Origin of the sequence: Streptomyces sennicomposti (assembly GCF_019890635.1) — a bacterium.
Classification (GTDB): domain Bacteria; phylum Actinomycetota; class Actinomycetes; order Streptomycetales; family Streptomycetaceae; genus Streptomyces; species Streptomyces sennicomposti.
This window is the reverse complement of the sequence record NZ_JAIOAB010000030.1, coordinates 55274-77023: the sequence shown is the minus strand read 5'-3', so window position 1 is coordinate 77023 and position 21750 is coordinate 55274. Positions and strand designations below refer to the sequence as shown.

Here is a 21750-nt window from a genome sequence, read left to right as displayed (position 1 = left end):
CCGGGAGTTCCCCCGTCACGGGCCACGACGCGCCGGGCTGGGAAGCTGTACGGCATGTCGACCTCGCGGGATCAGCATCACGAGCACGCGTCCGCCGCAGGGGACGGAACGCGCCGCTTCCCGGCACGGCCGGGCCGCGGACGTCCACTGCTCGCCGGACTCGTCGGGCTGCCGGCCGTCCTCTTCGCGCTCATCACCTGGCAGGTCGTCGGCAACGGGCCGCTGCTCGGGGCGGACCGGCGGGTCAGCCATGCTCTGCTGCGGCCCGACCGGGCCTCGGAGTGGCTCTCCGACCTCGGGAACGTACAGGTGGCGGTGCCGGTGCTCGTGGCCGTGGCGGGGTACGCCGCCTGGCGGGGGCGGAGGGCGGCCGTCGGGCGCTGGTGGGCGGCGCCCCTCGCGGCGGCCGTGCTCATGGCCGTGCTCCCCGCGATCGTGGTGCCGGTCAAGGAATGGGCCGGGCGGCACGGGACCTCCGCCGTGCCGCCCGGCACCGGTTACTACCCCTCGGGCCACACCGCGACCGCCGCGGTGGCCTACGGGGGCGCGGTGCTCGTGCTCCTTCCGTGGTTGCGTTCGGCGCTCGCGCGGTGCGCGGCCGCCGGGGTGGCGGCCGCGCTGGTGCTCGCGGTGTCGTACGGGCTGGTGCGGCGCGGCTACCACTGGCCGCTGGACGTGGTGGCCAGCTGGTGTCTGTGCGCCGTGCTGCTGACCGGCCTGTGGCTGGTGCTGCGGTGGCTCAGCCGAAGTACGAGTCGAACGTGTTCTGGAACTGCCAGCCGCCGAACCGGTCCCAGTTGACCGACCACGTCATCAGGCCGCGCAGGGCCGGCCAGGTGCCGTGGGTGGTGTAGGAGCCGCAGTCGGTCTTCTTGGTCAGGCAGTTGAGGGTCTTGGTGACCTCGGCGGGGGCGACGTAGCCGTTGCCCGCCTGGGTGGAGGCCGGCATGCCGATGGCGACCTGGTCGGGGCGCAGCGGCGGGAACACGTTGTTCGCGTCGCCGGCCACCGGGAAGCCGGTCAGCAGCATGTCGGTCATCGCGATGTGGAAGTCCGCGCCGCCCATGGAGTGGTACTGGTTGTCCAGGCCCATGATCGAGCCCGAGTTGTAGTCCTGGACGTGCAGCAGGGTCAGGTCGTCGCGCAGGGCGTAGATCACCGGGAGGTAGGCGCCGCAGCGCGGGTCCTGGCCGCCCCACTTGCCGGAGCCGTAGTACTGGTAGCCCATCTGGACGAAGAAGGTCTCCGGCGCCATGGTCAGCACGAACTTGGAGCCGTACTTGGCCTTGAGGGTCTTGATCGCCGAGATCAGGTTGACGATCACCGGGGTGGTCGGGTTCCGGAAGTCGGTGTCGCCGGTGTTCAGGGACAGGGAGTGGCCCTCGAAGTCGATGTCGAGGCCGTCCAGACCGTACTCGTCGATGATCTTCGAGACGGAGGAGACGAAGGTGTCCCGCGCGGCCGTCGTGGTCAGCTGGACCTGGCCGTTCTGGCCGCCGATGGAGATCAGGACCTTCTTGCCGGCCGCCTGCTTGGCCTTGATGGCGGCCTTGAAGTCGGCGTCGCTCTCCACGTTCGGACACTCGGTGACCGGGCAGCGGGTGAAGCGGATGTCGCCGGAGGTGACCGAGGTCGGCTCGCCGAAGGCCAGGTCGATGACGTCCCAGCTGTCGGGGACGTCGGCCATGCGGGTGTAGCCGGAGCCGTTGGCGAAGCTGGCGTGCAGGTAGCCGACCAGGGCGTGCGCGGGGAGGTCCGAACCGCCGCCTCCGCCGCCCGGGTTGCCCGGGTCTGCCGCGGTCGTCGCCGTCACCGCCGCCGACTTCGCGGACTCGCCGGCCGCGTTGACCGCGGTGACCTGGAAGCTGTAGGCGGTGGCGGCGGTCAGGCCGGTCACCGTGGCCGAGGTGCCGGTCACCGTCTGGACCTTGGCGCCGTCGCGGTAGACGGCGTAGCTCGTCGCGCCGGTCGCCGCCGACCAGGACAGGGCCACGCTGGCGGCGGTGACCGTGCCGGTCTTCAGGCCGGTGGGCGCGGCGGGCGGCTGCTGGGTGGAGCCGCCGCCGGGGCCGACGAGGGACACGTCGTCGGCGTAGTAGGCGCCGGTGCCGTACCAGCCGTGGGTGTAGATCGTGACCTGGGTGGTGTTCGCGCCGGTCTTGAAGGTGGTGGTCAGCCGCTGCCAGTCGGCGGCGGACTGGGTCCAGTCGTAGACGTCGGTGGTGCCGGTGCCGCTCGCGCCGAGGTAGACGTACGAGCCGCGCACCCAGCCGGACAGCGTGTACTGCGCGTTGGGCTGCACGGACACCGTCTGCGCGCACTGCGCGTTGTCGCTGCCGGCCGGGGTGGCCTGGAGGGCTCCCGTGCCGGTGCGGACGGGGCTGGTCACGGCCTTGCCGGCCGTGCAGCTCCAGCCGTCGAGGCCGGATTCGAAGCCGCCGTTGCGCGCGAGGTCCGCGTCGGCCGCCCGGGCGGTCGTCGACAGGGCGGTGAGGCCGGGGGCGGCCAGGAGCGTGGCGGTGAGCGCGGCCAGCAGCCGGCGCCTGGCGGGTCTGGGTCTGTCGCGAACCTCGGGAACCACAAGTGCCTCCGGGCAGGGGGAATTTGGAGGGTGGGCGCCGCACAATTTGGTCCAGACCAATTGGGTTGTCAAGACCTGTGGCAGCGCCCGCCTCCGTCACCTGCCGGTTCGCGTCGTGGCCGGGATCCGCGTCAGCTGTCGAAGCCCAGCCCCAGCTTGTCCATCGTCCGCAGCCACAGGTTGCGCCGGCCGCCGTGCGCGTCCGCCCTGGCCAGCGACCACTTGGTGAGCGCGATGCCGGTCCAGGCGAACGGCTCGGGCGGGAACGGCAGCGGCTTCCTGCGGACCATCTCCAGCTCGGTGCGCTCGGTGCGCTCCCCCGACAGCAGGTCGAGCATCACCTCCGCGCCGAACCGGGTCGCGCCGACGCCGAGGCCGGTGTAGCCGGCGGCGTACGCCACCTTGCCCTGGTGGGCGGTGCCGAAGAACGCCGAGAACCGCGAGCAGGTGTCGATCGCGCCGCCCCAGGTGTGCGTGAAGCGCACCCCCTCCAGCTGCGGGAAGCAGGTGAAGAAGTGCCCGGCGAGCTTGGCGTACGTCTCCGGGCGGTCGTCGTACTCGGCGCGCACCCGGCCGCCGTAGGGGTAGACGGCGTCGTAGCCGCCCCACAGGATGCGGTTGTCGGCGGAGAGCCGGAAGTAGTGGAACTGGTTGGCCGAGTCGCCGAGGCCCTGGCGGTTCTTCCAGCCGATCGACGCCAGCTGGTCGGCGGTGAGCGGCTCGGTCATCATCGCGTAGTCGTAGACCGGCACCGTGTAGGAGCGCACCCGCTTGACCAGGCTGGGGAAGATGTTGGTGCCGAGGGCGACCTGGCGGGCGCGGACCTGCCCGTAGGGGGTGCGCACGGCCATGCCGGCGCCGTACGGCTTGAGGGTGAGCGCGGGGGTGTGCTCGTAGATCCGCACCCCGAGCCGCAGACAGGCCCGCTTGAGGCCCCAGGCGAGTTTCGCCGGGTGGAGCATGGCCACGCCCCGGCGGTCCCAGAGCCCGGCCTCGAAGGTGGGCGAGGCGACCTGCTCGCGCACGGCGTCCCGGTCGAGGAACTCCAGTCCCCGGGCCAGGCCCTTGGCCTCCAGCTCGGCGTACCAGTCCTTCAGCTCCCAGGCCTGGTAGGGCTCGGTGGCCACGTCGATCTCGCCGGTGCGCTCGAACTCGCAGTCGATCCCGTGGCGGGCGACCGCCTCCTCGATGGCGTCGAGGTTGCGGGCGCCCAGCTCCTCCAGCTGGTGGATCTCGTCGGGCCAGCGGGTGAGGCCGTTGGCCAGACCGTGGGTGAGGGAGGCGGCGCAGAAGCCGCCGTTGCGGCCGGAGGCGGCCCAGCCCGCCTCGCGGCCCTCCACCAGCACCACGTCCGTGGCCGGGTCGCGCTCCTTGGCGATCAGCGCGGTCCACAGTCCGCTGTAGCCGCCGCCGACCACCAGCAGGTCGCAGGTCTCGGCGCCGGTCAGGGCGGGCTCGGGGCGGGGCCTGCCGGGGTCGTCCAGCCAGTACGCGACCGGCTGCGCCTCGGAAAGCGACTTCGTCCAACGGGTCATGGCGCCAGGGGCCATGATTTCAACTCCCTACAGAGTTATGGCGGTCGTGCGGAGTTCCGGCGGTCATGCCTTCTGCTTGTTGCGGCGGTTCCCGATGACCATGGAGGTCAGCACGAACAGTACGGCGACGACGAACATGGCCGTTCCGATGACATTGATCTGGACGGGTGTGCCGCGCTGCGCCGATCCCCACACGAACATGGGGAAGGTGACCGTGGAACCGGCGTTGAAATTGGTGATGATGAAATCGTCGAAGGAGAGCGCGAAGGCGAGCAGCGCGCCCGCGGCGATTCCGGGTGCCGCGATGGGCAGGGTGACCCGGAGGAAGGTCTGGACCGGGCCGGCGTAGAGGTCCTGCGCGGCCTGCTCCAGTCTCGGGTCCATCGACATCACACGGGCCTTGACGGCGGTGACGACGAAGCTGAGGCAGAACATGATGTGGGCGATGAGGATGGTCCAGAAGCCCAGCTGAGCGCCCATGTTGAGGAACAGGGTGAGCAGCGAGGCGGCCATGACGACCTCGGGCATCGCCATCGGCAGGAAGATCAGCGAGTTCACGGCGCCGCGGGCGCGGAAGCGGTAGCGGACCAGCGCGAACGCGATCATCGTGCCCAGCACGGTGGCGCCGAGGGTCGCCCAGACGGCGATCTGGAGGCTGAGGGAGAGCGAGCCGCACATTCCGGCGACGCCGCACGGGTCCTTCCAGGCGTCGGTGGAGAACTGCTGCCACTCGTAATTGAAGCGGCCCTTCGGTTTGTTGAAGGAGAACACCGTGACGACGACGTTCGGCAGCAGCAGATAACCGAGGGTGAAAAGCCCCGCGATGACGACGAGATGGCGCTTGAGCCAGTTGACGAAGGGCATTTAGACGAGATCCTCCGTCCCGGACCTGCGGATGTAGACGGTGACCATGGCGAGAATGGCGGCCATGAGGATGAAGGAGAGCGCGGCGGCCGTCGGATAGTCGAGGATGCGCAGGAACTGCGACTGGATGACGTTGCCGACCATGCGGGTGTCGGTGGAGCCGAGCAGGTCGGCGTTGACGTAGTCGCCGGCGGCCGGGATGAAGGTCAGCAGGGTGCCGGAGACCACGCCGGGCATGGACAGCGGGAAGGTGACCTTGCGGAAGGTGGTCCACGGCCGGGCGTACAGGTCGCCGGCCGCCTCGTGCAGCCGCCCGTCGATCCGCTCCAGCGAGGTGTACAGCGGCAGGATCATGAACGGCAGGAAGTTGTACGTCAGTCCGCACACCACCGCGAGCGGGGTGGCGAGCACGCGGTCGCCGGCGGTCCAGCCGAGCCAGTTGGTGACGTCCAGGAGGTGCAGGGTGTTCAGCGCGCCGACGACCGGGCCGCCGTCGGCGAGGATCGTCTTCCACGCCAGGGTGCGGATCAGGAAGCTGGTGAAGAACGGCGCGATCACCAGGATCATGATCAGGTTGCGCCAGCGGCCGGCGCGGAAGGCGATCAGATACGCCAGCGGATAGCCGAGCAGCAGGCACAGGATCGTCGCGGAGGCCGCGTACAGGACCGAGCGCAGGAACTGCGGCCAGTACTCGGACAGCGCGTCCCAGTAGGTCGCGAAGTGCCAGGTGACCTTGTAGCCCTGCTCCAGGGAGCCGGTCTGCACGGACGTGGAGGCCTGGTAGACCAGCGGCAGCGCGAAGAAGACGACCAGCCACAGGATGCCGGGCAGCAGCAGCCAGTAGGGGGTGAGACGGCCCCGTTTGCGCGGGGGCTTCTTCTCGGGTGCGGTGGGCGCGAGCGGGGGCGGCGCCTCGGTGGCGGCGGACATCAGGCGGCGTCCTCCTCGACGGACTCGACACCGGCGTCGGCATCCTGCGCGGCGTCCAGGCCGAAGGTGTGCGCCGGGTTCCAGTGCAGGACGACCTCGGCGCCGGGGGTCAGGCGCGGGTCGCGGTCGACGTTCTGGGCGTAGACCTCGAAGCCGGAGCAGACCGGGCTGTCGATCACGTACTGGGTGGAGACGCCGATGAAACTGGAGTCGGCGATGCGGCCCGTGATGCGGTTGCGGCCCTCGGGGATCTCGCCGGCGTCGTCGGCGTGGGTGAGGGAGATCTTCTCCGGGCGGACGCCCACCAGCACCTTCCCGCCGGACGCGGCCGGGGCGGAACATCGCGCCACCGGCAGGAACAGCTTGCCGCCGCCCGCGTTCAGGGCGATCTCGTCGCCGGTCTTGAAGTCGACGTCGGCCTCGATGAAGTTGGAGGTGCCGAGGAAGTTCGCGACGAACGTGGTGCGCGGGTTCTCGTAGAGGTCGGTCGGCGAGCCTAGCTGTTCGACCCGGCCGGCGTTCATCACGGCGACCGTGTCGGCCATCGTCATGGCCTCCTCCTGGTCGTGCGTGACGTGCACGAAGGTGATGCCGACCTCGGTCTGGATGCGCTTGAGCTCCAGCTGCATCTGGCGGCGCAGCTTGAGGTCGAGGGCGCCGAGCGGCTCGTCCAGCAGCAGCACCTTGGGGTGGTTGATCAGGGCGCGGGCCACGGCCACGCGCTGCTGCTGGCCGCCGGAGAGCTGGTGCGGTTTCTTGCGGGCCTGCTCGCCGAGCTGGACCAGGTCGAGCATCTCCTCGACCTGCTTCTTCACGCTCTTGATGCCGCGCCGGCGCAGGCCGAAGGCGACGTTCTCGAAGATGTCGAGGTGCGGGAAGAGGGCGTAGGACTGGAAGACCGTGTTCACCGGGCGCTTGTAGGGCGGCAGGTGGGTCACGTCCTGGTCGCCGAGGTGGACGGCGCCCTGGCTGGGCTCCTCCAGTCCGGCGATCATGCGCAGGGTGGTGGTCTTGCCGCAGCCGGAGGCGCCGAGCAGGGCGAAGAAGGAGCCCTCGGGCACGGTCAGGTCCAGCGGGTGCACGGCGGTGAAGGCGCCGTAGCGCTTGCCGATCTGGGTGAGGCGGACGTCGCCGCTGTTGTCTGTCGTCGTCTTCATGGTCGTCACGCCCCTGTGAGCTTCGCGAACTTCTCTTCGTAGGCCGCCTCTTCCTTCTCGCCGAGGGCGCGGAAGGAGTGGGACCTGGCTGCCGTGTCCTTGGTGGGGACGATCAGCGGGTTGTCGGCCGCCGACGCGTCGATCTTCGCAAGGTAGGGCTTCACACCGTCGACGGGAGACACGTAGTTGACGTACGCGGCGAGCGCGGCGGCCTGCTCGGGCTGGTAGTAGAAGTCGATCAGCCGCTCGGCGTTGGTCTTGTGGCGGGCCTTGTTGGGGATCAGCATCACGTCGGTGGAGGTCATGTAGCCGCTGGCCGGTATGACGTAGTCGATGGCGGGGTTGTCCGCCTTGAGCTGCACCACGTCGCCGCCCCAGGCCACGCAGGCCGCGAGGTCGCCCTTGCTGAGGTCGGAGGTGTAGTCGTTGCCGGTGAAGCGGCGGATCTGGCCCTTGTCGACGGCCTTCTGGAGGCGGGCGAGGGCCGCGTCGTAGTCGTCGGCGGTGACCTTGGCCGGGTCCTTGCCCATGTCGAGCAGGGTCATGCCGATGCTGTCGCGCATCTCCGACAGGAAGCCGACCCGGCCCTTGAGCCTGGGGTTGTCGAGCAGGTCGGAGACCGACTTCACCTCGATGCCGTCGAGGGCCTTCTTGTTGAAGGCGATGACGGTGGAGACGCCCTGCCAGGGATAGCCGTAGGCGTGGCCGGGGTCCCAGTCGGGGCTGCGGAACTGGGCGGAGAGGTTGGCGAAGGCGTGCGGCAGGTTGGCCGGGTCGAGTTTCTGCACCCAGCCGAGGCGGATCACCCGGGCGGCCAGCCAGTCGGTGAGGACGATGATGTCCCGGCCGGTGTCCTGGCCGGCGGCGAGCTGCGGCTTGATCTTGCCGAAGAACTCGTTGTTGTCGTTGATGTCCTCGGTGTACTTGACCTGGATGCCGGTCCGTTTCGTGAACGTCTCCAGGGTCGGGTGGTGCTTGCCGCTGTCGTCCACGTCGATGTACTCGGGCCAGTTGGAGAAGTTCACGGTCTTCTCCTTCGCCGAGTGGTCCTCGGTGGCGGTGCCGCCCTGGGTCTTGCCGGCCGCGGGGATCCCGCAGGCGCTCAGCGCCCCGAGTCCGCCGACGGCGAGCGCGCCGCCCGCACCGGCCCGCAGCAGCGAGCGGCGGGTGAGGGCGGTCCTGCCGGCGGTGCGGCCGCGCCCTGCGGTGTGCGGCAGGGCCTGGGGCGGGCGGTCGGGCTCGTACTGCTCCATGCGCGTGGTGCCCTTTCGGGAGGGGTCGGCCTGGTCGGACGGCCGGTCTGCTATCGGTCCCCGAAAACGGTGCGGTGCCAGTCCTTGCGGACCACCGCGGTGTTGTCGAACATGACGTGCTTGATCTGGGTGTACTCCTCGAACGAGTACGCCGACATGTCCTTGCCGTAGCCGGACTGCTTGTGTCCGCCGTGCGGCATCTCGCTGATGATCGGGATGTGGTCGTTGACCCAGACGCAGCCCGCCTTGATCTCGCGGGTGGCGCGGTTCGCGCGGTACACGTCGCGGCTCCAGGCGGAGGCGGCCAGGCCGTACGGCGTGTCGTTGGCGAGCCGGATGCCCTCGTCGTCGCCGTCGAAGGGCAGTACGGCGAGAACGGGGCCGAAGATCTCGGACTGGACGATCTCGCTGTCCTGCGGGGCGTCGGCGATCAGGGTCGGGCGGTAGTAGGCGCCGTTCTTCAGCTCGCCCTGCGGGGCCTCGCCGCCGGTGACCACGCGGGCGTAGCCGCGGGCGCGGTCCACGAAGCCGGCGACGCGGTCGCGCTGGGCGTGCGAGATCAGCGGGCCGAGGTCGGTGCCGGGGGCGAACGGGTCGCCGAGGCGGACGCTCTCCATCAGGGCGGCGGTGCGCTCCACGAACGCGTCGTAGAGGGGGCGCTGCACATACGCGCGGGTGGCGGCCGTGCAGTCCTGGCCGGTGTTGATGAGGGCGCCGGCGACCGCGCCGTGGACGGCGGCCTCCAGGTCGGCGTCGTCGAAGACGACGAACGGGGCCTTGCCGCCGAGTTCCAGGTGCAGGCGCTTGACGGTGGCGGTGGCGACCTCGGCGACCCGCTTGCCGACGGCGGTGGAGCCGGTGAAGGACGTCATCGCCACGTCCGGGTGGCCGACCAGGTGCTCGCCGGCCTCCCGGCCGGTGCCGGTGACGATGTTGATCACCCCGTCCGGGATGCCCGCCTCGGTGGCGGCCCGCGCGAACATCAGCGAGGTCAGCGGGGTCAGCTCGGCCGGCTTCAGCACGATGGTGTTGCCCGCCGCGATCGCCGGGAGGATCTTCCAGGCGGCCATCTGGAGCGGGTAGTTCCAGGGCGCGATGGAGCCGACGACGCCGATCGGCTCCCGGCGGACGTAGGAGGTGTGGTCGCCGGAGTACTCGCCCGCGGACTGACCCTGGAGGTGCCGGGCGGCGCCCGCGAAGAACGCGGTGTTGTCGACCGTGCCCGGTACGTCGAACTCGCGGGTCAGCTTGAGCGGCTTGCCGCACTGGAGGGACTCGGCGCGGGCGAGGTCCTCGGCCTGCTCGGCGAGCACGGCGGCGAAGCGGTGCAGGGCGTCCGAGCGCTCGCCGGCGGTGGCGCCCGCCCAGCCGGGGAACGCCTCGCGCGCGGCGGCGACCGCGGCGTCGACGTCCTCGGGGCCGGCCAGGTCGTAGGTGAGGACGTCCTCGCCGGTGGCCGGGTCGATCACGGTGTGGGTGCGGCCGGACGTGCCCTTGGCCGGGCGGCCGGCGATGTACTGCGCGCCGTCCGCGAAGCGGTCCTGCGCGGGGAATCGTTCCGGCGTGGCGGTGGCCGGGTTGTGCATGTCGCTCTCCTCCGCCGTCGCCCCGCGTCCTGAGGGGGCGGGTGGCGTAGCTCCAGCTCGATTTGAGTGCCGATCCTGACAGAGCAGGTGGACGCCAACAAGTGATTCCGTTGTTGCCTTTTGGTTACGCGACGGAATCTGTCGACCAGGTGTCGAGTCGCCACGGAAAAGGCGGGACGGAGTGTCAGTGGTGCGTGCCACACTCGCGTGCATGGGGAAGATCGACTCTCAGGATGCCCTGATCAGGGAGGTCCGCGCGGGGGCGCACGTGAAGTATCTGTACTTCTGGGGCCACCGGCCGCGGCCCGACGGCCGGGTGGGCGCGAGCTGCCTGAGCCAGTGGTGGCCGTCGCCGTTCACCGTCGACGGCGTGACGTACGCGACCGCGGAGCACTGGATGATGGCGGCCAAGGCCCGGCTGTTCCAGGACGCGGAGGCGGAGCGGCGGGTGCTGGCCGCGGGGCACCCGGCCGAGGCGAAGAAGGCCGGGCGGCTGGTGCGGGGCTTCGACGAGGAGACATGGGCCCGGGAGCGGTTCGGGATCGTGGTGGCGGGCAGCGAGCGCAAGTTCGCCGCGCACCCCGAGCTGCGGGAGTTCCTGCTGCGCACGGGCGAGAGGGTGCTGGTGGAGGCGAGTCCGGTGGACCGCGTGTGGGGGATCGGCCTGGCCGCCGATGACGAGGCCGCCGCCGATCCGGAGCGGTGGCGGGGACCGAACCTGCTGGGATTCGCGCTGATGGAGGCGCGGGAGCGAGTGGCGACGGGGTAGCGGCGGGGACGGCGGGCCGGGCCGGTCTGGGGAGTGACGGGGCGGCGGGCCGGGCTGGTCCGGGTAGTGACGGGTCCGGGTAGTGACGGGGCGGCGGCTGGGAGCGGGGTAGCGGTGCGGGCGCCGGGCCGTGCTGGGTAGCGGTGCGGGCGCCGGGCCGGGTGGCAGCGCGGGCGACCGCTGGGAGCGGGGGTGGTTGCGCCCGGCGCCGGTTCGGCTCGGGTGCGTGGGTTCGCGCGAGGTGCTGCCCGGTGGCGGGCCGGGCGCTCGGGCTCGGCGTAGTTCGCCGGTCGGGATGCGGGGGCTCGCTCGGGTCCCGAGGGGGCTGGCGCTGGGGCGCGGCCGGGTGCGCCGGAGTGGGGGCCGGGCGCTCGGGGGGCCGCGCGGTGCGCGGGGGTGGGGCCCGCCGTTCGGGTCGGCGCGGTGTGTCGGTGGCCGTGGCGCGGGGGCGGGGCGGGGCCTGCCCCCGCGGTGGGTCGGCGCCGTGGGGTCAGAACGTGCCGGCGGTGCCCATGATCCCCGCGAACAGGATGAGGCCCAGCACCGGCAGCACCACCGTGGCGACGATGCCGCAGACCAGGCCGCCGGTGGCCGCGCCCTTGTTGGTGGCCTCGCCCCGGTTCGCCTTCCCGCGTCCGATGGCGCCGAAGACGATGGCGAGGATGCCCAGGATGATCCCGAAGAACCACAGGAACACGGTCAGGCTGCAGACGACGCCGATGATGCCGAGCACCAGGCCCGCGGTGCCCAGGCCGTTGCTCGGCTGCATGCCCACGCCCATGCCGTAGCCGGGGGCGGACGGGTAGCCCACGGGCGGCGCGGCCGGGTAGCCGAGGCCCGGCTGCTGCGCGTAACCGGCACCCGGCTGCTGCGGTACGGCCGCTCCCGGCTGCTGCGGGTAACCGTAGCCCGGGGCGGGCTGCGGGGCTCCGTAGCCCGGCGCGGGCGGCGGCTGGGACGGCGGCCCGAATCCTCCGGACGCGGGCTGGGTGTCGGACATGATGTGGTCTCCCCTCCGTTTGAACAGTCAAGGCATCGTAATGGCCTTGATCGAACAGCGGTCGGGATGTCCCGGGGCGGCCCCGCGCCTGGTCGCGGGCGCCGGCCGAGGCGGGAGCCGGCCCGGCCCCCGTCCCGGTGTCCGTCTCAGCGGGGCAGAACGGCGGCGGCGGTCGTTCGCAGCGAATCGTCGTACGGGTAGTAGGGGTCCGACTCGTCGTCGTTCACGGCGACCACGATCGTGATGACCAGGAAGACGATCACGGCGATGCCGAGCACGATCCCGATGATGCCCATGACGAAACCGGCCTGGGCCTGGCCGTGGTTGTCCGCCTCGCCCCGCTCCGCCCTGCGCCGCCCCTTGATGCCGAAGACCACGGCGAGGATGCCGAGGATCAGCGAGACCACGCCGTACATGCAGAACAGGCAGCAGGCCAGGATGCCGAGCACCAGGGCGGCGGTGCCCATGCCGTTCTGCGGGGCCATGGCCACGCCGGGCCAGCCGTAGGCCGGGTAGCCGCCCGGGCCGGGGTAGCCGGGCTGCCCCGGGTAACCGGGCTGGCCGGGATAACCGGGCTGGCCCGGGTGCCCGGAGGGACCGGGCTGACCGGGGTAGCCGTAGCCGCCGCCGGGGCCCGTGGGCGCTATGGGCGGCGGGGGTACGGCGGACTCGCCGGCCGGGGCGCCGGGCGGCGTGCCCGCCGGGCCGCCGGGCGGCGGGTACTCGGGGAACGGCACCGCGGCCATGGTGGCCTGGTCGTGCACGGACGGCGGTGTCACGGGCGGCCGGTCCTGCGGCGGATACGCGTCCTGCGGCGAGGGGGCCTGCGGTCCCCGCGGGTCCTTCTGTCCGGCGGAACCGCTCTCGGGCGGCGCCCACGGGTTGTCGCCGGCCCCGGCGTTCCCGTCCGCCCCTGTGCCGTCCGTCATGTCGTCGTGTCCCCCTCGGTCGAACGTCCCGCCATGCTAAGGCCTGGCCCCCGCCCACCCGACGGCCGGGCGGCCCCGCCGACGGCGGCCCGGCGACCCGGCCGCTCGGCAGCACGGCACCCCGGCAGCCCAGCGGGCCAGCGGCCCTGCGGCCCTGCGGCTTCCGCGACGACGGAGAGGCGACGGCGGCCTCGCGGCTTCGCCGGGGGGCGGCCGGGCGGCTCCGCCGACGGTGACCTCGCGGCTCCGGCGGCGGAGGCCGGGGCGGCTTCGCCGGGGGTGGTCGGCCGGCCGGGGCGGCTCCGCCGGGGGTGGTCCCGGGCGGCGGTCCGGCCGCCCCCGCACGCCTCCCCCGCCCCGCCTTCGGCGGCCGGAGGGGGGCCTACGATGGCCGTGCTCATCGATCAGCCGATCACCCGCACCGCCGCCCCGCCGCGGCCGGTGCCCTGCCGGGGAGGGAATCCCGTGACCGTCCAGCCCGCATCCCGCGACCCGCACGCCTTCATCGCGGGGCTGCCCAAGGCCGAACTGCACGTGCACCACGTCGGCTCGGCCTCCCCCCGGATCGTCTCCGAGCTGGCCGCCCGGCACCCCGACTCCAAGGTCCCCACCGACCCCGAGGCGCTCGCCGACTACTTCACGTTCACGGACTTCGCCCACTTCATCCAGGTGTACCTGTCCGTGGTGGACCTCATCCGCACCCCGGAGGACGTACGGCTGCTGACGTACGAGATCGCCCGGGACATGGCCCGCCAGCAGGTCCGCTACGCCGAGCTGACCCTCACCCCGTTCTCCTCCACCCGCCGCGGCATCGACGCGCGGGCCTTCATGGACGCGATCGAGGACGCCCGCAAGGCCGCCGAGGCCGAGTTCGGGACCGTGCTGCGCTGGTGCTTCGACATCCCCGGCGAGGCCGGTCTGGAGTCGGCCGAGGAGACCGCCCGGCTCGCCACCGACGACCGGCTGCGGCCCGAGGGCCTGGTCTCCTTCGGGCTCGGCGGTCCCGAGATCGGGGTGCCGCGGCCCCAGTTCAAGCCGTACTTCGACCGGGCGATCGCCGCCGGGCTGCACTCGGTGCCGCACGCCGGGGAGACCACCGGCCCCGAGACGGTGTGGGACGCGCTGACCGAGCTGCGCGCCGAGCGCATCGGCCACGGCACCAGCTCCGCGCGGGACCCCCGGCTGCTCGCGCACCTGGCCGAGCACCGGATCGCGCTGGAGGTGTGCCCGACCTCCAACATCGCCACCCGCGCCGTCCGCACCCTGGACGAGCATCCGCTGCGGACGTTCGTCGAGGCGGGCGTCCTCGTCACGATCAACTCCGACGACCCGCCGATGTTCGGCACGGACCTGAACAGCGAGTACGCCGTCGCCGCCCGCCTCCTCGGCCTGGACGAGCGGGGGATCGCCGAGCTGGCGAAGAACGCGGTGCGCGCCTCCTTCCTGGACGAGGCGGGCAAGACGCGTATCGCCGACGAGATCGACGCGTACACGCAGCGGTGGCTCGCGTCCTGAGCCGGGACGACCGGGGCACATGGGGTCCGGGCGGCCGGGACACAATGGGGGCCATGCAGACCGTGACCGCCGTGGCGCACCGCGGCGACCCCTACCGCCTCCGTGAGAACACGATCGTCTCCCTCCGCTCCGCGCTCGACCGGGGCGCGGACGCGGTGGAGATCGACGTACGGCTGACCCGCGACGGCGTTCCCGTGCTGCTGCACGACGACTCGCTGAAGCGACTGTGGGGGCACGACCGGCCGCTGCGCTCGCTGTCCGCCGAGGAGGTGCGCGGCCTGACGGGCGGCGGGGTGCCCACGCTCGCGGACGCGCTCGCCGCGACCGCGGACAGCCGGGTGATGGTCGACCTGCCGGGCGTCCGGGACGTGCGGACGGTGCGGCCGATCATGGACGTGATCCGCGCCTGCGGGGCCGAGGACCGCGTGTACTACTGCGCGGGCGCCGAGGCGATGCTCGCGGTGCGCGCGGCCGATCCGGCCGCCGAGATCGCCCTGACCTGGACCTCGCTCGCACCGCCGCGGGCCGCGCTGCTGGCGGCGGTGCGGCCCCGCTGGCTGAACTACCGGTTCGGTCTGGTCGACCGGGAACTCACGGCCCGCGTCCACCGCGACGGACTGCTGGTGTCGGTGTGGACGCCGGACACCGCCCGCTCCCAGCGCCGCCTGCTGCGGGCGGGCGTCGACTCGATCACCACCAATCGCGTCGATCTGCTCCACGCGCTGCGCGAGCGCTGAGCGGCGCCGGTCCGGCGGGCGCCGCACGCGCGGGCGTGACGGCCGCCGTATGTACGCCTGGGCCGCCTCGCCCGGCCCCACGGCCGTCGGGCCGGCTTGACCAGCCGCACGGCTGTCAGGCGGCTTGACCAGTCCCACGGCTGTCAGGCCGGCTTGACCAGCCGTACGTCCGCCACCCCGAGCAGTCCCAGCAGCGGCACCTCGGCCGTGTGCTGGGCGGGGTCCACGACGAGGCCCGACTCCCGGACCAGGCCGAGGAGGAGTTCGGCGAGCGGGATGACCATGTGCCGGCCCCAGCAGCGTTCGGAGGAGTGGCCGAAGGGCAGGTAGCCGGGGGCGGTGTCGGGGTCGAGCGTGTCCCAGCGCTCGGGGCGGAAGGCGTCGGGTTCCTCCCACAGGGCCGGGTCGCGGTGGGAGAGCAGCGGCAGTACCAGTACGTCGTCGTCCGCGCCGATCCTGGCGTCCACGGCCGGGTACTCCGGGGAGGCGTTGCGCAGGATGTTCCACGACGGCGGCAGCAGGCGCAGGGACTCGTGGATGATGTGGCGGTTGGGCGTGCCGTCGGCGAAGGGCGCGCCGAGCCACAGGGCGTTGGCCACCAGGGTGGAGATGGTGAAGCACACCGGGGCGGCGGCCCTGCGGTACATGCCCATGGCGTACCGGCGCTCCTGGTAGCCGACCGCGCCCGCGGCCCGTTCCCCGAGCGCGGTGAGCCGGCCGCCGCCGGGGCGGGGCCAGCCGGGCAGGGCGGCGCCGACGCCGATCACCGACCAGGTGAGCAGGGTCGTCAGTTCGAGGTTGCGGCTCATCAGCATCCGCAGCCGGTACGGGTCCTGGCCGAGGATCAGGTCGCGCAGGAAGAGGTGCCCGGTCAGCGGCCAGGGGCCGGACAGGTCCACGTCCTTCGGCCGGGGCCGGGCGAGGGCGTCGCGGACGTCGCCGCCGATGGTCCGGGTCACCGCCGAGGCCTCGGTGCGCGAGATGGACCGGCCGTGCAGCGGCTTGAAGGTGGGCCGTTCGGTCTCCGTGGCGCGCCGGGCGGCCAGGATCCGGTCGGCGGCCTCGGGTCCGGCGACCCCGATGGTGTCGGGTTCGAGCCGGAACACGTCCTGGCCGAGGTGGTCCCTCAGCAGGGCGGCCAGCCGCGGGGCGAACACGGTGGTGCGCGTGCGCGGCACGGACGACAGGGTCATACGGGTCTCCGGGGGCGGTGGGAGCCGGCGCGGGACTGGCCGTGGCGGGCCGTGGAAGGGCCGTCGCGGGACGGGCGGACGGGCGGACGGACGGCCGCCGGTCGCCGGTCGCCGGTGGACGACCCCCGCCGGGCGGCGGACCGCGGTCCTTCGGCACGTGCGCACAGGACACGCGCCGGACGACGATGTCCTTCCGGCCGCTCGGCGGGGGCGGGTGCGCCGGATCAGTACCAGATGTACCAGGCGCTGGCCTTCAGGCTCTTGCGAGCGGTGACCTTGTTGCGGACGGCGAAGAGAAGCTTCATCGCGGCACCTCCTTCCGGGGGCGGTCTGTGGGACACGTGTCCTTCCGGGGACGACCCGTGAAGATCACGTGCGGTGGCTCGTTGAGCCTTGCCCACGCCGCTGAACGGTTAATCAACGCCCTGGTCAGACCGGCGCCGCCGACCCCCTGATCGCGTCGGCCGCCCTCAAGTGGCCGCTGCCGCCGTGGCATTGGGCGCGGTCAGCGCCTCCAGCCGCTTGATCCGGCGCCGTACGACGTAGAGGGGAACGATGCCGAACACCCCGAAGGACATGTCGATCACCGACCACCAGAAGGGGATGCCGCGGACCGGCCCGCAGATCAGGGCGAGCGGCACGATGCCCACGCAGGCGATCATGCCGAACTCCACGACCCAGATGTTGCGCACCGGGTCCCGGTACGGGCCGTAGAAGGCGACGGCGATGACCAGGTGGGCGAAGGCCAGCCAGTCGGTGCCGTACAGCAGGAACGGGTAGTCGGCGTCGGCGGTGTCGAGCCCGTGCCGTACCCGCTCGATCCAGTCCGTCAGCGCGGGCAGGTGCTCGGGCACGGACAGCGACTTCAACAGGCTCTCGGTCCAGTGCAGTTCGTGGACCAGCGGGAAGGCGGTGGCGCCGCTGAGCACCAGGCAGACGACGAAGAGAACCAGCCAGGCGCGGATGCCCTTGAGCAGGGCGGCTCTGTCGCTCATGGCAGGAGCGTACGCCAGACTTGAACGTGTTCAAAAGTGGGGGGCGTGGATCGCGGGAGACGAGCGCACGGCTCGTGTTCAGGGCTGGGCGGACAGGCCCCGGCAGCGGTCGGCGGCGGAGGGACCGGGGTGACCGGGGTGACCGGCGTGTCCGTGGTGGTCCCGGCCGCCGGTCCGGTCCGGGCCGAGCGCGTCACGCAGTTCGCCGCGCCGCCGGATGCCCAACTTCTTGTAGGCGCTGGTGAGATGGGTCTCCACGGTCCGGCGGGCCAGATGCAGCGAGTCCGCGATCTCGGTGTTCGTACGGCCGTCGGCGGCCAGCTCGGCGATGCGCCGCTCGCTGCCGGTGAGGGCGGCCGAGCCGGTGCGTGCGGTGCCGGGACTGCGGGCGCCGACCGCGCGCAGCGCCTCCTCCGCCGAGACGCGCAGCCGTACGGCGCCCAGGCGTTCGGCGCGCTCCGCGGCCTCCCGCAGGAACTCCCTGGCCCGGGTGCGCTGCCCGGCGGCGGACAGCTGCCGGCCCTGGCCGAGCAGCGCGGCCACCAGCTCCGGTTCCGCGCCGGACGGCGCGTCCCGCAGCAACCGTACGGATTCACCGGCCAGTTCGAGGCCGTGCCGGCCGCCCGTGGCGGCGGCCAGCACCCGCAGGGCGCGGCCCACCGTGCGCGGGGTGTCCCACACCCGGGCCAGCCGCAGTTCCTCCTCGGCCAGGGCCAGCGCCTCGCGCGGCCCGCCCAGCGCGAGGCGGCACTCGGCGGCGGCCGTACGCCACGGCGTGACGACCGGGCTGACCACCTCGCGGGCGGCCTGGCGGCGGCCGCACTCCAGGAAGTCGTGCAACGCGCCCGCGTGATCGCCCTCGGCGGCGCGCTGCGCGCCCCGCGCGTACAGGAACCGGTTCAGCTCGAAGGAGTCGGGCGCCGCCCCGAGGTCGAAGGCGTCCGCGAGCCGCCGCGCCTCGGCCGTGCGGCCCTGCTCCACGAGCGCGAGCAGGATGTGGGCGTGGGTGTTGCCCGGCCCGGCGGCGAAGACGACCGGCGGCTCGGCCGGCAGCAGCCCGTACCGGCCGCGGGCCGCCTCGATGTCGGCCCGGGTGTTGAGCAGCGCCTGGTGCATGGGGTGCAGCAGGCCGGGCCGCTGTCCGGCCAGGCCGCGGTCCACCAGCCGGTCCGCCTCGTCGAGTTCGTCGGCCCACTGCGCCACCGCGGCGGCGGTGCCCAGCAGGAACGGCTCGGTCAGCGCGTCGGCCGGTTCGGCGAGCAGTTCGCGCACCTGCCGCATGGCGTCCCGCGCCGAGACGAGTCCGGCGGTGGCCGCGTGCCGGACGAGCAGCGCTCGGGCGGCCGGTCCGGACGGCTCGGGCGAGCGGGCGGCGGCGGCGCGCAGCAGACCGTAGACATCGCGCCGCAGGGCCGAGTCCCAGTCGGAGAGCAGCGCGGAGGCGATGCGCAGCGCGCCGACCAGTTCGGGGCGGTCGGCGAGCTGCCCGTCCACCACACCCAGCACCTCCACGGCCGCGCGGGCCCTGCCGTCGCCGGCGAGCGCGGTGCCCAGGGCGACGGCCGCGCGCACCCGGTCCTGCGGCGTGCCGGGCTGCCGCAGCGCCTCGGTGAGCCGGGGGATCCCGGCGGCGGAGTCCCGGCAGGCGCACTCCAGCGAGCCGAGTTCGGTCAGCAGCCGCTGGCGGCGCCCACCGGGGAGGGGTTCGTCCAGGGCCCTGCGCAGAAACGCCATGGCGTCCTGGGGGCGCTCCGCGCGCAGGGCGCGGTCCGCGGCCGCCTGGAGCACCTCCGCCGCCCAGGCGGCGCCCACCGGGCCGGCCGACAGGAGCTGCCCGGCCACCGCGTCGGTGGGGGCGCCGTGGTGCAGCATCGCCTCGGCGACCGCCCGGTGCGCGGCGCGCCGCCGGGCCGCGGGCACGCCGGTGAGCACTGCGTCGCGCAGCAGCGGGTGGGCGTAGCGGGGGCGGCCCTCGGCGTCCTTGCGCAGCAGGCCGAGGCCGGTCATGGCGGTGAGCCAGCCCGCCACCCGGGCGGGGTCGGCCCCGGCGAGTCCGGCGAGCAGGGCTGCGGGCGCCGCGCCGTCGCCTCCGGCGGTGCGGCGCGCGGCCGGACCCCGGCCGTGACGGTCCCGACCCGCGGGGGTGCGCGTCGGGGCGGTACGGGTCGGGGTGGTGGGGTCCGAGGTGGTGGGGTCCGGGGTGGTGCGGTCCGAGGTGGTGCGGGTGGGCGGCTCGGGGCGTCGGTGGGCGTGGGGCGGGGGTGCGGTCTCGGGGGCGCAGGACGGAAGTGCGGACTCGGAGGTGCCGTGCGGGGGTGCGGTCTCGGGGGCGCTGTCCGGAAGTCCGGACGCGGGAGCCTGGTCCGGCAGCGGCGGCACTTCGCCGTACGGTCCCGGCAGCGCGTCGCCGTACGGGCCGAGGACGTCGCCGTACGGGCCGGGCGCCTCGCCGTAGGGGCCTGATACATCGCCGTACGGATCGGGCAGGCCGCCGTAGGGGCCGGGCGTCTCGTCGTACGGCCCCGGGGCCTCGCCGTACCGTCCGGCGTCGAACGCGTGGTCGGGCGGCCGGCGTCGGCCGCGGTCCTCGGTCGTGAGCGTGCCGTACGGGTGCGGCGCCGGCCCTAAAGCCGCGGCCGGGCTGCCCTGCAGCGGCTCCCCGCGGTCCCATCCCTCGTCCAGGACGGCGAGCGAGCGGGCCACCTCCGCCGTGCCGGGGCCCGCGCTGTCCAGCCACCACGACACGGCCGCCGGATAGGCGCCCGGGTACAGCGCGGCCGTCGACTCGGGCACGGCCAGGTGCCCGTCCGGCGCGGCGAGGTCGTCCAGGAGGGCGCGCAGCAGCAGCGGGCTGCCCCCGCCGGCCCGTACGCAGTCCTCGGTCCAGGACGGCGACGCGGCCGGGAAGCGGGCGCGCACCAGTGCGGCCGCCGAGTCGCCGGTGAGCGGGGCCAGGGTGCGGGTGTGCACGAGGGCGGGCGACAGGGTGTGCGTGAAGCCGGGGCGGGGCGCGTCCACGTCGTACTGGCTGCGTTCGGTGACGGCCAGCAGGATCGGCAGCGACAGCCGGTCCAGGTGCCGGGCGGTCTCCACCAGCCAGCGGTGGGAGGGGCCGTCGGCGAGGTGGACGTCGTCGACGGCCACCAGCAGCGGCCCCTCGGCGGCGTGTCCGTGCAGCGCCCGCCGCAGCACCTCGGCCTGTTCCCGCTCCCCCGCCGCCTGACCGAAGTCGTCCCGCGCGCCGAGCAGTTGCCGGACGGCGGCGAACGGGACCGCGGCGTCGCCCGGTGAGCAGCGGGCGCGCAGCACCCGCATGCCGTGCGCCTCGGCAGCGCGTCCGGCGGCCTCCAGGACGGTGGTGCGGCCGGTGCCGGTCGCCCCGCGCAGCACCACGAGGGCGCCGCTGCCGGCCCGGGCGCGGGCGGCGCGGGCCGCGATCAGCTCGACGGCCTCCCGGTGTTCGCGCGGCTGGTCGAACGGCCCGTCGGACACCGGCCCACATCCCCGTTCATACGCTCGCTCGCACATCTGTCACGCCCCTGTACACGCCCGCTGTCGCGGTGGTTCACTCGGTTGCTCCGCTGCGGTCCGGACGCCGCCGCCGCGCCCGGCCGCGACACCGTCCGTACACGGAGACGTCCCTGGCCACCGCGCGGTGCCGTGACAAGGCCCACTGGTGCCGACCGCGGGGCCGGCGAAGCCGCCCTCGCGGGCAACCTCGTGGTCCTTCGGGCCTCTTCTCGTGGTGCCCCTCGTGGTGTTCCACGATTGTGCGAGCCCCTTCTACCGCAGGAATCTGAGGACGCACGCCCGTCACCGAACCCACACAGGCGACGGACCCGCGGACTTGGGGGAAGACGCTTGCTCAGCTCATCCGGCACCACCCGCCCCGGTACGGCCGGCCCTGCCGACCGGACCCCGGTGGCAGTGCACGCCACGGACCCGATCCTGCGCGAGGGGGTACTCAGCCAACTGCGCCGGTATCCCGAAGTAGACCTCCGGGAGGAGTCGGGTTCCGGGCCGGGCACGGTGGCGCTGCTCGTGGACGACACGCTCGACGAGGCCGCCCTGGCCCGGCTGCGCCGGCTGGTGCGCGGCGAGGGCGCGCGAGCGGTGCTCGTGGTCAGCTCGCTGCGGGAGGCCGGGCTGCTCGATGTCATCGAGTGCGGGGTGGGCGCCATCGTGTGGCGGCACGAGGCCACCGCGCACCGCCTGGTGCAGGCGGTGCTCGCCGCCGCGCGCGGCGACGGCGACCTGCCCGCCGACCTGCTCGGCCGGCTCATCGACCAGGTGGGCACGCTGCACCGCAACGCGGCCGGGGTCGCCGGGGTGCCGGTCTCCGGGCTGACGGCGCGCGAGGTGGACGTGCTGCGGCTGGTCGCCGAGGGGCTGGACACCGGGGAGATCGCGGGCAAGCTGTCGTACTCCGAGCGCACCGTCAAGAACGTCATCCACGGGCTCACCACCCGGCTGCACCTGCGCAACCGTGCGCATGCCGTGGCGTACGCCCTCAAGGAAGGTTACATCTGAGCCGACGGGCAGCACCGGATGGCCTTCAGGGCAGCGCGGTGTGCCCCGCCGCCGTCCCCGGCACGCCTGCGGACCCGGCCGGGGCGGGGGCAGGATCGGTCACGGCCGGATGACCGGCGGACAGAGCACGGCCGGACGGACGGCGGCACAGAGCACGGCAGGGCGGGAGCGCGACG

Annotated in this window: 18 protein-coding genes; 5 read left to right on the top strand and 13 right to left on the bottom strand. The window is 73.4% G+C overall.

The features are described from left to right. Window positions 1-54 precede the first annotated feature (54 nt). Complete coding sequence (locus tag K7787_RS18275; RefSeq protein ID WP_247721030.1) at window positions 55-801, top strand: phosphatase PAP2 family protein; 747 nt, start codon at window positions 55-57, stop codon at window positions 799-801. On the opposite strand, the gene K7787_RS18270 is transcribed toward K7787_RS18275, so the two are convergent. The 7 genes from K7787_RS18270 to K7787_RS18240 all read right to left on the bottom strand — a co-directional run bounded on the left by K7787_RS18270 (window position 740) and on the right by K7787_RS18240 (window position 9906). Next, complete coding sequence (locus K7787_RS18270) at window positions 740-2581, bottom strand: chitinase (protein ID WP_223002197.1); 1842 nt, start codon at window positions 2579-2581, stop codon at window positions 740-742. The genes K7787_RS18275 and K7787_RS18270 overlap by 62 nt on opposite strands. A gap of 131 nt (window positions 2582-2712) precedes the next feature. Next, window positions 2713-4131, bottom strand: coding sequence for an NAD(P)/FAD-dependent oxidoreductase (locus K7787_RS18265; protein ID WP_009190939.1), 1419 nt, complete (start codon window positions 4129-4131; stop codon window positions 2713-2715). Window positions 4132-4179: 48 nt separating this feature from the next. Continuing rightward, window positions 4180-4980, bottom strand: a complete 801-nt coding sequence (locus K7787_RS18260; protein ID WP_009190938.1) for an ABC transporter permease — start codon at window positions 4978-4980, stop codon at window positions 4180-4182. Then, the gene (locus tag K7787_RS18255; protein ID WP_043261363.1) at window positions 4981-5910 is read right to left on the bottom strand and encodes an ABC transporter permease; all 930 of its coding nucleotides are present in this window, start codon (window positions 5908-5910) and stop codon (window positions 4981-4983) included. Beyond that, window positions 5910-7076 (bottom strand): ABC transporter ATP-binding protein, encoded by a 1167-nt coding sequence (locus tag K7787_RS18250; RefSeq protein ID WP_009190936.1) that lies wholly within the window; start codon window positions 7074-7076, stop codon window positions 5910-5912. The genes K7787_RS18255 and K7787_RS18250 overlap by 1 nt, the downstream gene beginning before the upstream one ends. After that, the gene (locus K7787_RS18245) at window positions 7073-8320 is read right to left on the bottom strand and encodes an ABC transporter substrate-binding protein (RefSeq protein ID WP_223002195.1); all 1248 of its coding nucleotides are present in this window, start codon (window positions 8318-8320) and stop codon (window positions 7073-7075) included. The genes K7787_RS18250 and K7787_RS18245 overlap by 4 nt, the downstream gene beginning before the upstream one ends. A gap of 50 nt (window positions 8321-8370) precedes the next feature. Next, window positions 8371-9906, bottom strand: coding sequence for a gamma-aminobutyraldehyde dehydrogenase (locus tag K7787_RS18240; protein WP_223002193.1), 1536 nt, complete (start codon window positions 9904-9906; stop codon window positions 8371-8373). Window positions 9907-10117: 211 nt separating this feature from the next. Between K7787_RS18240 and ybiA the strand changes: the two genes are divergently transcribed. Further along, complete coding sequence (gene ybiA, locus K7787_RS18235; RefSeq protein ID WP_223002191.1) at window positions 10118-10675, top strand: riboflavin biosynthesis intermediates N-glycosidase; 558 nt, start codon at window positions 10118-10120, stop codon at window positions 10673-10675. Between the two features lie 490 nt (window positions 10676-11165). Here ybiA and K7787_RS18230 read toward each other — a convergent pair whose 3' ends face one another. Next, window positions 11166-11675, bottom strand: coding sequence for a DUF4190 domain-containing protein (locus tag K7787_RS18230; protein ID WP_223002189.1), 510 nt, complete (start codon window positions 11673-11675; stop codon window positions 11166-11168). Between the two features lie 146 nt (window positions 11676-11821). Beyond that, window positions 11822-12604, bottom strand: a complete 783-nt coding sequence (locus tag K7787_RS18225; RefSeq protein WP_223002187.1) for a DUF4190 domain-containing protein — start codon at window positions 12602-12604, stop codon at window positions 11822-11824. Window positions 12605-12991: 387 nt separating this feature from the next. Between K7787_RS18225 and K7787_RS18220 the strand changes: the two genes are divergently transcribed. Continuing rightward, entirely contained in the window at window positions 12992-14119 is a 1128-nt protein-coding gene (locus K7787_RS18220; protein WP_203621105.1) for an adenosine deaminase, read from the top strand. A 53-nt stretch (window positions 14120-14172) separates the two neighbouring features. After that, on the top strand, window positions 14173-14856 hold the full coding sequence (locus K7787_RS18215) for a glycerophosphodiester phosphodiesterase (RefSeq protein WP_169435665.1): 684 nt from the start codon (window positions 14173-14175) through the stop codon (window positions 14854-14856). A 143-nt stretch (window positions 14857-14999) separates the two neighbouring features. On the opposite strand, the gene K7787_RS18210 is transcribed toward K7787_RS18215, so the two are convergent. From K7787_RS18210 to K7787_RS18195, 4 genes are all read right to left on the bottom strand, one after another. Further along, window positions 15000-16049 carry a cytochrome P450 gene (locus K7787_RS18210; RefSeq protein ID WP_223002186.1) on the bottom strand — a complete coding sequence of 350 codons (1050 nt, stop codon included), beginning with the start codon at window positions 16047-16049 and terminating at the stop codon, window positions 15000-15002. A gap of 224 nt (window positions 16050-16273) precedes the next feature. After that, a complete protein-coding gene (locus tag K7787_RS18205) occupies window positions 16274-16390 on the bottom strand; it encodes a tryptorubin family RiPP precursor (RefSeq protein ID WP_223002184.1) in 117 nt (38 codons plus the stop codon). Window positions 16391-16519: 129 nt separating this feature from the next. After that, on the bottom strand, window positions 16520-17044 hold the full coding sequence (locus tag K7787_RS18200; protein WP_043261360.1) for a hypothetical protein: 525 nt from the start codon (window positions 17042-17044) through the stop codon (window positions 16520-16522). 78 nt (window positions 17045-17122) lie between these two features. After that, complete coding sequence (locus K7787_RS18195; RefSeq protein ID WP_223002182.1) at window positions 17123-20536, bottom strand: helix-turn-helix transcriptional regulator; 3414 nt, start codon at window positions 20534-20536, stop codon at window positions 17123-17125. 369 nt (window positions 20537-20905) lie between these two features. Here K7787_RS18195 and K7787_RS18190 point away from each other — a divergent pair, with 369 nt between their 5' ends. Beyond that, on the top strand, window positions 20906-21574 hold the full coding sequence (locus K7787_RS18190; protein WP_027758579.1) for a helix-turn-helix transcriptional regulator: 669 nt from the start codon (window positions 20906-20908) through the stop codon (window positions 21572-21574). Window positions 21575-21750 lie beyond the last annotated feature (176 nt).